10 protein-coding genes are annotated in these 10980 nt (G+C 37.3%); 6 read left to right on the top strand and 4 right to left on the bottom strand.

All coding sequences use genetic code 11. From position 1 onward, the window contains the following. Nucleotides 1-188: 188 nt before the first annotated feature. Nucleotides 189-734 carry a hypothetical protein gene (locus AOM43_RS06115; protein ID WP_013924766.1) on the top strand — a complete coding sequence of 182 codons (546 nt, stop codon included), beginning with the start codon at nt 189-191 and terminating at the stop codon, nt 732-734. Nucleotides 735-812: 78 nt separating this feature from the next. On the opposite strand, the gene AOM43_RS06120 is transcribed toward AOM43_RS06115, so the two are convergent. The 3 genes from AOM43_RS06120 to AOM43_RS06130 all read right to left on the bottom strand — a co-directional run bounded on the left by AOM43_RS06120 (nt 813) and on the right by AOM43_RS06130 (nt 5740). Then, nucleotides 813-2585, bottom strand: coding sequence for a hypothetical protein (locus AOM43_RS06120; protein ID WP_059359470.1), 1773 nt, complete (start codon nt 2583-2585; stop codon nt 813-815). 153 nt (nt 2586-2738) lie between these two features. Continuing rightward, on the bottom strand, nt 2739-4547 hold the full coding sequence (locus AOM43_RS06125; protein ID WP_226987427.1) for a hypothetical protein: 1809 nt from the start codon (nt 4545-4547) through the stop codon (nt 2739-2741). A 113-nt stretch (nt 4548-4660) separates the two neighbouring features. Next, nucleotides 4661-5740 carry a serine hydrolase gene (locus tag AOM43_RS06130; RefSeq protein WP_059359474.1) on the bottom strand — a complete coding sequence of 360 codons (1080 nt, stop codon included), beginning with the start codon at nt 5738-5740 and terminating at the stop codon, nt 4661-4663. 182 nt (nt 5741-5922) lie between these two features. On the opposite strand from AOM43_RS06130, the gene AOM43_RS13520 reads away from it, so the two are divergent. The 4 genes from AOM43_RS13520 (at nt 5923) to AOM43_RS06145 (ending at nt 8388) form a co-directional block, all read left to right on the top strand. Next, nucleotides 5923-6078, top strand: a complete 156-nt coding sequence (locus AOM43_RS13520; RefSeq protein WP_006341543.1) for a hypothetical protein — start codon at nt 5923-5925, stop codon at nt 6076-6078. Between the two features lie 7 nt (nt 6079-6085). Continuing rightward, nucleotides 6086-6595: a disulfide bond formation protein B gene (locus AOM43_RS06135; RefSeq protein ID WP_059359475.1), complete on the top strand. Its 510-nt coding sequence runs from the start codon at nt 6086-6088 to the stop codon at nt 6593-6595. Between the two features lie 19 nt (nt 6596-6614). Further along, on the top strand, nt 6615-7643 hold the full coding sequence (locus AOM43_RS06140) for a cupin domain-containing protein (RefSeq protein WP_059359478.1): 1029 nt from the start codon (nt 6615-6617) through the stop codon (nt 7641-7643). 70 nt (nt 7644-7713) lie between these two features. After that, entirely contained in the window at nt 7714-8388 is a 675-nt protein-coding gene (locus tag AOM43_RS06145) for a zinc ribbon domain-containing protein (RefSeq protein ID WP_059359480.1), read from the top strand. A 40-nt stretch (nt 8389-8428) separates the two neighbouring features. Here the strand turns inward: AOM43_RS06145 and AOM43_RS06150 are convergent, their stop codons facing one another. Further along, the gene (locus AOM43_RS06150) at nt 8429-8989 is read right to left on the bottom strand and encodes an outer membrane beta-barrel protein (RefSeq protein WP_006341538.1); all 561 of its coding nucleotides are present in this window, start codon (nt 8987-8989) and stop codon (nt 8429-8431) included. Between the two features lie 200 nt (nt 8990-9189). Here AOM43_RS06150 and fumC point away from each other — a divergent pair, with 200 nt between their 5' ends. Then, nucleotides 9190-10581: a class II fumarate hydratase gene (gene fumC / locus AOM43_RS06155; RefSeq protein ID WP_013924771.1), complete on the top strand. Its 1392-nt coding sequence runs from the start codon at nt 9190-9192 to the stop codon at nt 10579-10581. Nucleotides 10582-10980 lie beyond the last annotated feature (399 nt).

Here is a 10980-nt window from a genome sequence, read left to right on the forward strand (position 1 = left end):
TTATTTAAAACGTTTAAAAAAAGTAATTGAAATTAATTCTAAAAAGTAAGAATTTGAAGTCAAGAAAGCAAATTCATATGCAACGATCCCTTGGGGGTCGAAACATAAGAAGGTCGCTTTCTATAATAAGTGAGTTGTCGATGAGGACTTCTCACAAGTCTTTAACCTTTTTATTAAGGAGAATGGCTATGAAAAAACTATCTTTAATACTTTTCTTTGCACTTTGTGCGTTTGTATTTAATAGTGGATATGCTCAATGTGGTCCAAGCGGATGTGGAGTTCCTGCATCTGGTGGATTTGAAGGCGGATCTTCTTTCGCAGCTCCTCAAGGTGGAGAAGGCGGAGAAGCTGGTGCGTGTGGAGAATATGCTGTTGGCGATTGCTACTGCTTATTCGTAAAATACGAACCACGCTATTGCAACAAATATCGTTGCGAATGGGATACACAGTGCTATCAAGTTCAACGTTGCAGACAAGTTCCTGAAACTTATCAAAAAACATGCTGCAGATATGTACCTCAATACTACCAAGTAGATTGTGTACGTTATGTTCCACAATACTATTGCACAACAGAATCAAGACAAGTTCCTCGTTATGTTTGCGATCGTGAATGCAAATATGTACCAAAATACTATTACAAACGTATTTGCAATAGAAATCCAGTTCCACCTGCACCAGCTCCTACAACTGTAACTACTCCAGCTCCTGCATCTTGCTGCGGTAGCCAATACTAAAATCGGCAGTTAGTGCTTAGATTTAGGGCCAGACTTACGCTTTTGTGAAAACAACAACGTGAATCTGGCCCTTTTGCTTTATGCAAATAGATCCGATTTTTTATGTATGATCGTTATATAGTCAAGAGGAATATCTAAATCATCCTTCCAAGAAAATTTATAGATCAAATCCTTTGAGACAAGTTTGCTTAATAAATCTACAGTGTCAGATAAGTTATTTTCTAACCCCTTCCATCTAATGGGGCCCGACTTCTTTCGCGCATTTAAACAACTCACCAAGTCTTTAAGTCCTGAAATGTAGGGTTCTTTATTCAGCGCGATCTCATTTAAGAGATCAGAATTCCATGAAACGCTATTTTCCTTTCTAAATTTAGCAACAAGGTCACATTTATTTCTAAAAATGAGGTATTTGTCCTCAACAGTTTGTGTCTTAATTCCATATGCATTTAGAAAGGCAATGACGTTAGCTGATCCAGACCACTCTACTTCACCTGGTCCAGTGCGTTGATTGAGTTGTGTAATTAGTTGTTGAAGCTGTTTTTGCTCATCAAAATTTAGTTTAGATTCGCGAATATCCTTGGGGAAAATTTTTAAAAAGTGTTTTGTTTGAAAATGGATAATCTGATCTTCCTGTTCCGCAAAGATGTAAAATATAAAATCATTTTTTGTGTAGTGATGAATGATTTTTGCATCTTTCAATTGGTTTAAAACATTTTTAAGCATAATAGCATTCGTTTGATGACCGACAACCCATGTAATCACCCCGATTTGTTTGCGCTGATTGATTTTTTTTAAGATTCTTTGAGCATAAATGATGTGGTCTTCATCGAATATAAGATTTTTGCTTAACGTTTTGGGATTTCTCCCAATTTTTTTTTCCATTTGAATAAGTCTTAAATCGCGCCATTTACAACCCCAAACCTCTTCTTCAAATTGAGGGGGGATATGGGCAGATGCCGTTAGTTTGATATAAAAGACCTCTTTACTTAACCAGGCATGCATGCAATTACTTTCAACGAAGTAATCGAAAACCTGAGCTTGGTCTTTAGAATAAAATTCATGCGAGATTTTTAGTTCTGTAACTTGATCTTTTTTAGAGAGAAAATTTTGATAGTGAAGGAGTCTGACTTCATCATAAAGTTGTTCAAAGAATACTTTTTGCTCTTTAGAAAAATCAGATTTTGCCTGGAGTTTCTCCATTTGCTTCATGTGAGCGTAAATGTTCATAATGGATTGCTCATGCATAAGAGCTGAGGGAGAATGAGCGGAGTCCGTTTTGTAAATTGCAAAGAGATGTGGTTGTCGATCAAAACCCACGATGTAATGGTTTAATACCATCCAACGAAGAACAGCTTCTGTCAGGTCCATGGAAAATTTAATTTCGGAAGGATTTAGAATGAATAAGTCGGAAGAAGCATTCTGGTATAGTGTTTTTTGATGAGTCGTATTTTTTAGAAAAATATTTAACAGAGAACTCAGGGATTTAAGATCGTTAATGGAATTCAATTGATTGCGAAGTTCTCCATCTAATCCAGCAATGACAACTTGCAATTTTTCTGCATTCTTTAAATTTTTAAAGGAGTGACCTTTAAAATGCATTCTTTGCTTGATTTGGGAAGAGGATAAAAATGTGACTTTGCCGGGCATTTTTTTTGTGACCAGAGATCGGAAAAAGGGAATTTTGATCAAAAATCTTTGAAAAATATGTATTTTCACAACAGAAAATTGATCAGAGTTAGATAGATTTTGGACAACTTTAAAGCGCTGGTTACTATACCATTTGCCTTTTTGGATTTTTTCGATATTTGATTCCACGACTTCTTGAAAGGAGCCTGTTCCGATAATTTTCATTTGTAACTCTGTGATAATGAAGGTGTAAAAGTAATGTCAGGGTATCGTGCAAATGAAAGGTCATCATAAAAGGGGGGTGGGAATATAGTCAATCATATCAAAGTTATTTTTTGATTATGATCATTCCCGTATTTTGGAAAATCGAGTGGGAGTTTATTGTTGCGAGATGCGGAATGTATCTTTCTCTGAAGGATCGGAATTTTTTGTCCGTTCAAATGATTGAATGAAGCGTTCTCTTTTTAAAATGTTAAGAATCTCAAATGTTTGGTCATCATGTTCTAAACCTTTCCAGTCAAAAATCGGATAAAAAGCCAAATTTCGAGCTAACTGTGCTAGGCCAACGAAATTAGAATTATTTTCTTTTATCGTCGTTTCTTTTAATAAATAGTTAACCAAATCCCTTAATTTTGGAAAAAAATGATAAGTTCCATCAACCTCAAAAACTTTATGTAAATGCGCTTTCTTATTTAAAAACGTAAGGACTTTTTCGAAAGAATCATGAGGTAATGTGGGTTTCCATACTTCTTTTGCATGAGTTTGGCGTAAGTTTAACTTTTTAATAATTTCCTTAGCCTCGCTTTTTTCGGCAGTGTTTAGTTTTGACTCTCTGAAACATTTTGGGGGAATCACAACCTTATGGTTGGTGCGAAAATCCTCATGCAAATCTTCTTCGGTTGCAAAAACCAACGTAAGAGGATTTGAACATTCGTATGTAAAAATAAGGTGGTTGTTTTTTAAAATTTCTAAAACTTCAATTTCAGCAGGAAGTAATTTACATTCTACTATAGCATGATAATACGAGCGGGTATTTATTTGTTTAACAATAGATTCGGCAAACTCTTGTTGTTCTTTGTTGCCAAAAAAAAGATTTAATGAAATCGGGGTGCGATTCCTTATAAAATCTTGTTCTTTTTGGAGCGTGGTTTTGTTCCGCCATGTTAAATTCCAAGTTTCATCTTTCACATCTTTTGGTAAACGACCTTGAGAGGATAATTGAAAGAATATCTTTTGTTCATGGGCACATGTCCATCCATGAATGGTATTTGTTTCAAGTAAATAATCTAAAACTTCGTTGTCTTCTTTTTCTGATCGTTGTCTGAAATCAAATAGTGATCTGAGAGCAAAACTAGCTGTTTTGTATTCGCGAAAAATGTTCTTACGTCGGGCGTTATCCAAACATCGTAAAAGATCATTAAAAAGAGCATGTTGATTTTTGGAAAATCCTGGTTTGGGAGAAAGGGCAACTTGGGGTGTTTGGATATATCGAAGGAGTTCGCAAAGTTTCTCTTTTGTAACTCGCTCATAATTCCCATGTAGTTCGGGAACATGGTCTGATGAAGTGTAGAACAACCAATATTGGCCAAAATCGTCATAAGCGACGATTTTTTCATTCATCACCATCCATCTGAGAACTGCTCTTATTTGGTTAGATTCTGAGAATGATGTTAATCGACCAGAATTCAACCTGGTTGTGAAGGGCTCGATGTTAGAAAAAGCTTTTCGTTGTAATTCTCTATCTAACGCGTATGTTTCGATAAGAAGTGCTAACTTTTTTATATCATCCATACTTTTGAGAGAACCTAGAGCAGTTAAATCTTCAGTTAAAAATTCAAATTGTTTTTTTTCAGAAAGTTTTGGAAAGTCAATTTTTTTATTTAAAGCCGGTCGCTTTGCTTTAGCATTAGAAGAGGCAGCAGCTCCATATATTGTGAATTTTCTAGCTGCCTCATTGATTTTACGTATGGCTTCGGATGTAGATAAAGCGCGGATCTTGCTGAATTTTTGCGGAAGAAATTTGTTTGAAAATATATAAAAGAGTCTTTGAAAGATATTTAACGAAACAAGTGAAATCGTGTGGTTATCATCATTAACGAGTACTTTCACTCTGTAGAGATGATAGTTTTTGCCTTGTAAAATAATCGATTTAAATGGGGTGATATCACTCCAATTTTTAGTTGTCATTATCGTGTTCATAAAAAACTAAAAACCTTAGGGCATTCTTTATTTTTGTTAGAAAAATTTAGTGGAAATTTTAATTAAAACCACTTAATAAAGCAAGTTTTAGCTTGAAGAACTTATTTCATCTGGGATGCTTCAAAAAGACGTTCCAAGAGGTCACGTCCCGTCTTGGTAATTTGGGTCTTTCCTTTATTGGCGAGCAGGACAATTCCTATTTTTTGATTAGGTAAGAGGCCGATATAACTTGAAAAACCGGGAACTTGTCCGTTTTTATCGACAAAAAGAAGTTTGTCTGTGGTGTATTTTTGCCAGCCTAATCCAATCGATAGCTGATCATTGATTTTAAAAAAGCTTTTTTGAGTCAACTCCATCGCTTGCATGAGCTCTTGTGGGCCTTCAATGCCAAGGCTTGCCATCAAAAATTTTAGCAGGTCCCTAGATGTTGAGCGGAGAGCGCAGCCAGCAGGCCAGGCATTTACAGACGATCTTTCCGCAAGATTGCCTTCTTTTGTATAGCCTTGAGCATAAAGCTCTTGGTAAGCATGGGGAACAATAAGAAAGGTCGATTTCATAAACAAGGGTTCAAGAATGTGTTCTTTGATTGAATCTCCATAATGTTTGTTCTCAACATCTGCTATCGCATATCCAAGTACACCATAGCCTAGATTAGAATAGGAATAGTGTTCTCCAGGCGGCCGGTCGGGCTGCCATTCGCTTAAAAAATGGAGGACGGAATTCTTGTGATATTTTTTTCCTCGATGGGGAGGAAGGCGAGGAGGAATTCGTGGAAGTCCTGAAGTGTGGGTAGCGAGTTGCAAAAGTGTGACTTTTCCAATCCCTTGTAAACGCTTTTGAACGTTTGGGAGGTATTTGATGACGGGATCGGAGAGGCGCATTTTACTTTTTAAAATTTGGATAGCCAACGCAGTTGAAGTAAAGACTTTTGTGAGGGAAGCAATTTCGAATAATGTATCAGAAGTCACTGATTGATTGGAAAGATCATCGGCAAATCCAAAATTAAAGAAATAAGGTTTTTGATTGTAATAAAGTGCGATAGCCATTCCTGGAATCTGTTTTTCTTGCATGTACTTTTGGATGGTTTGCTCGATGATGAGTGCCGGATTTTGTTTACTATTTTCAGCTTGAACAAATGACGCTAGCAGAAATAAAAAAGTATAAAAGAAAATATGGCACATGTTTTTAGCCCTTTTCAATCAAACATTTGCGATTGTTAAACAGGTTTCGTTTTCTATCTCTATAGCATTTTATCAATTTGTTAATATAAGTTTTTTTTGATTTTTTTTGAGTCCTTGGATAGGGTTAAGAAAAACTTATAAATCTTTTTAAAGGGCTGTTCTAAAACTTGTAAGGATAGTTTATGATGGCGGGATTGTTTTTATTCTATTCGATCGCTTTAGGGGCTATCGCTTTAAAACAAAGGATTTTGGCAATTAGTTTTATCATCTTGGGAATATTTTTATCTTTGTTAATGCTTTGGCATTTAGCAACTGATACATTAAAAATTAACTGGTGAGGAATACATGCAAATATGGGAAAGAGGCCTCAATGCTCTGGTTGTTTTGATTTTGTGTGGAGTTCTCCTATCAGCTTACTTTGTTCAATTTTTTTGGCACGAAGAACCCTGCCCTTTATGTCTGCTTCAAAGACTTGGAATGATTAGCGTGGCTGCAGGATTACTTTTAAATCTATTTTTTGGAGTACGCATGAGCCATTATGCGTTATCCTTGCTAAGCTGTTTATTTGGGGGTTTTGTGGCTCTTAGACAAATTTCTCTACATGTTTGTCCCGGCTTTTCAACTTTTGGATTACCTGTCTTAGGATTAAGTTTGTACACGTGGTCATTCATCGTTTTTGCCTGTGCTGTCTGTGCCATCAGTTTAATTCTCTTTTTGTATCGCCCAGATAAAAGTGAACAGGTGCCCTTGAATCAAGAATGGTTTTCCAAGTTTGCCTTGGGATTAACGTTGGCTATCTCTCTTGCGAATATATTGACTACCTATCTGCAATGTGGATGGGGCGTTTGCGAATAAAATTAAATCTAGAGGTCATATGGTTACGGTCACAAGTTATTCTCATGTATTTCCTTTGGGATCAGTAAGTCCTCAAAAATCTTCGGCTGGTGGATATAGAATCGATGCGCGTCAAGATAATTTCCCGGCTTTGCAGGGAATGTCTCTATCTTGTTTAGTTTTGCATCCGAAGGCTTTTCGGGAACCGCACTGGCATCCCAATGCAGATGAGTTGAGTTATTGTATCGATGGAAAGGCCCTCATGACCATATTCAGTCCTGGAGCCGGACATGATACCTTTAGTATTGAATCTGGAGATATCGTGTATGTTCCTAGAGGATATATTCATCACATTGAAAATATTGGAGATCAGGATTTTAAAGCTCTTTTATGTTTTGATCATGCGATGCCAGAGGATCTGGAGTTGTCAAAATCGATTCAAGTGATGCCCAATCATATTTTAGGAGCCACATGTGAGCTTGATGCACAATTTTTTTCGGATATTAAAAAAGCGGAAAAAAGTGGCTTCATTGTCAAAGAAGAGCATGTTTCAAAAGATGAGCTTTCTTATGTAACAAATTCTCATAAGATGGATTTAGAAGCTGCTCCCCCTCAAGTTCATGCGGCAGGAGGATGGGTCAAAATGAGCAACGGTTTTTTCTTTCCTGAATTAAAAAACCTTGCTGTTTATAGCGTTTGCCTAGAACAAAATGGCGCAAGAGAGCCCCACTGGCACCCGAATGCTGCGGAACTTAATTGTTTAATCAGTGGCTCAGCGCGCATTACACTGCTTTCGCCAGATGGATCTCAAGAGACTTTTGATATGCAAGCGGGAGATATTAGCTTCTTGCCACGTGGCTATTTGCATCACATTGAAAACACGGGTGTTGAACAGGCAAAATTTGCCATTTTTTTTAATCATGCCTATCCTTCGGATATTGGTCTTTCAGGAGTTTTAGGAGCCTATTCTAACGATATTTTGGCCGCATTATTTAATGTCTCGGTTTCTTATTTTGACAAACTGCCTAAATACCAACATGATTTACTCGTTGTTGGTGGGGGGGGATAAAAAAAACTTTCTACAAATTGTGTATTTATATAGGCTGAATCTATTTTTTAATTAAAAAGAGGTTTTGCCTATGTATATCGTTTATGGAATCAATCCGATTCATCTTGTATCACACACTTTGCCAATCGCCTGTTCCAACTGTAATCATGCCCAGCAGCAAATCGATGTTTATAAGAATTATTTTTCTCTCTTTTGGATTCCGTTAATCCCTTTTTTTCGCAAAGCGCATGTCATGTGCCCTAGTTGCAAGCAGGAAGTTGAAGGAGTTGAGTTTGTTAAGCAGCAAATGGCACGGGGAGAGTCAGAAGAAACCATTCAAAGTAAGCTGAACGCGGTCATTAAAAGTGCCAAAGAACCTCTTTATCCCAAAATTTTTCAAGCTCTTGTGGTGTTGGCTATCGTAATTTTTTATGCCTGCTACCTTTACGCAAGTCAGCAAATGAAGAAAGCGATTGAAATGTATCTTGAAAACCCAGCTGCTAATGTATTGTTAGTGCTTAAAGCGGATGATCTGGGCGACTATCCTTATATGGTATGCTATGTTTCTCAAGTTGAAGGGGATATGCTTGTACTACAAGAGTGGAAGTATAGCTATGGTAGTCGTCGAGATGCACGTAACAGTTTAGAAACTGTCGAGCGTAGTATTCAAAAAAATCAAGTAGAAGAGAAGTTTTATGAAGAAAAAGTTGTTTCGAAATCAGTATTCTCGGAATACCCTATTGAAGAAGTCTATAATATCGGTTAATTTTTCTGAAAAATGAAAGCCCCCAAATGGGGCTTTCTTTTTAAAAAAACTGTCTAATTCCGACACAGACCGATTGGGAAAGTGTATGACGAACACCTCGTCTGAATTTATAATCGATCGATGCTTCCACATGTTGGCATATGGGATAAGTTAGACCTAAAATAACCTGACGCGCGCATCCAGATCTTGTATGCTTAAAGCGATGTCTAGAAGCTGAAATAACAAAATGGGTTGCTTCAACACCCACACCAAAGCCTACATAAGGATTTATTAAACATCCTAAATAAAGGTCATAAAAAAAATTGCCCATAACACAGTAGCTGCGGGCATGTCCACAAGAAAACTTTTCATCTCCAAAGCGAACACTTTTCAAATTATTTCGGTGATAGCTGCCTTCTACTTCTGCACGGAAAGCATCAAAAAAAGCACAGCCTCCCACTAGCGAAATGGCGTAACCATCGTCATATTTTAAATGATTATGGGTATGTGATTTATGTAGAAAATTGACCCCGCCAAAGAGCCCCCCATAATAGCCTTCTGATGCAGAGAGTGCGAGGGGAAGGACTAAAAGCGCAAGGAATAGTCGCATGTTTTTTAACATGATATTGATCTCCAAAAAGTTCGTTATGTGCCTCTATCAAAAGAGCGCGGAAGCAAAAACTAGCATTGTAATTAAGCAGATAGACAAATTCAACTAAAAAGCTTTTTATCCGAAAACCTACAGGAACAAATTCATTGACATCTTCATTTAAGTCTAATAAATCCTAAGGATAGGGTAGTCACAATGAATAGAGGTTTTAAATGGCACATCGTATCGAAACTGACAGCATGGGTGAAATGAAAGTTCCGCAAGAGGCTTATTACGGGGCCCAAACCGCGCGGTCATTGATTTTTTTTAATATTGGACATGAAATTACTCCCCAATGTGTTATCCGAGCTCTCGCCATAATCAAAAAAGCGGCCGCATTGACTAATATGGAGTTAGGCAAGTTATCTAAAGAAAAAGGTAAATGGATTATTCAAGCTGCAGATGAAGTGATTACTGGAAAGCTCCATCTTCATTTTCCTTTGCGAATTTGGCAAACGGGTAGTGGCACGCAAACGAATATGAATATGAACGAGGTTATATCCAATAGAGCCATTGAATTAGCGGGAGGCGTCATTGGCAGTAAAAAGCCGATTCATCCGAATGATGACGTCAATATGAGTCAATCCTCTAACGACACCTATCCAACCGCTATGCATATTGCTGCAGTCGAAGAAATCACACACCGGTTGTTACCTACAGTGAAGCACATGCGTGATGCCTTGGCAAAAAAAAGTGAAACATTTCAGGATATTATCAAAATTGGGCGCACCCATTTAATGGATGCCACTCCGCTATCTTTAACCCAGGAATTTTCCGGGTATATTGCGCAACTAGATGATAATTTAGCCAACATAGAAGCGACTTTGTCATCACTCTACCGCTTAGCCTTGGGAGGAACGGCAGTTGGAACCGGCTTGAATTCTCATCCCCAATTTGCAGAATTAGCAGCAAAAAAAATTGCTGAGGAAACGCTTTTGCCTTTTGTTTCAGCTCCAAACAAATTTGCTGCTTTAGCCTCTCACGATGCGCTTGTTTTTGCTAGTGGTGCACTTAAAACTTTAGCTTCAACCCTTTATAAAATAGCCAATGATATTCGGTGGATGGCTTCAGGTCCTCGGTGTGGTTTGCAGGAAATTTCTTTGCCAGAAAATGAACCCGGATCTTCTATTATGCCAGGCAAGGTGAATCCCACACAGTGTGAAGCGATGACAATGGTGGCCATTCAAGTGATGGCTTATGACCATGCCATTACCATGGCAGGAGCAATGGGAAATTTTGAACTAAATGTATTTAAGCCCATGATTATTTACAATTTTGTCAATGCGATTCATTTGATCTCTGATTCCTGCCGATCCTTTACCAAATACCTCATTGATGGACTTAAACCGAATAAAGAACGGATAAAAGAATTGCTGGATCGTTCCTTAATGCTAGTAACAGCCTTAACACCTAAAATAGGTTATGACAAAGCCGCTCAAGCAGCGCACAAAGCTTTTGTAGAAAACACAACTCTAAAAGAAGCCTGTTTGGCCTTAGGTTTTGTGACAGCTGAAGAATTTGATCAAATTGTCGATCCAAAAAAAATGATCGCACCTCATCTCTAAGTAGTTGTACTAAAACAACGGGTAGGTGGACATGCGTCCGAATGATTTGTCTGAATGGGAAAAAGAACGTCTAACTAAGTAAGACGTTCTCTTAAGTACAGACAAATTTTCAATGCTATTGTTATGTAGCAAAAAGAATTTCGTATTTTTTCCAAAAAAACAATCTTCAGCATTGCTTGCAAAACATTCTCCCCAAAAAATATTGTGTTATTCATAAAAACAGCTCTCGATTTGATTGATTTGCATGGATAAAATTCATGGTCAAATAAATAAATTTGGAGAAAATAGAGAAAAATATTGATTACTATTTTCAATTTTAATATAACCCCTCTGTTTTATTCATTTTTATTTTGAAGAGGGTGACATGAGATCTTTTCTAAATCTACTAGCCAGCCTAAT

This window comes from Parachlamydia acanthamoebae, assembly GCF_000875975.1.
GTDB lineage: Bacteria > Chlamydiota > Chlamydiia > Chlamydiales > Parachlamydiaceae > Parachlamydia > Parachlamydia acanthamoebae.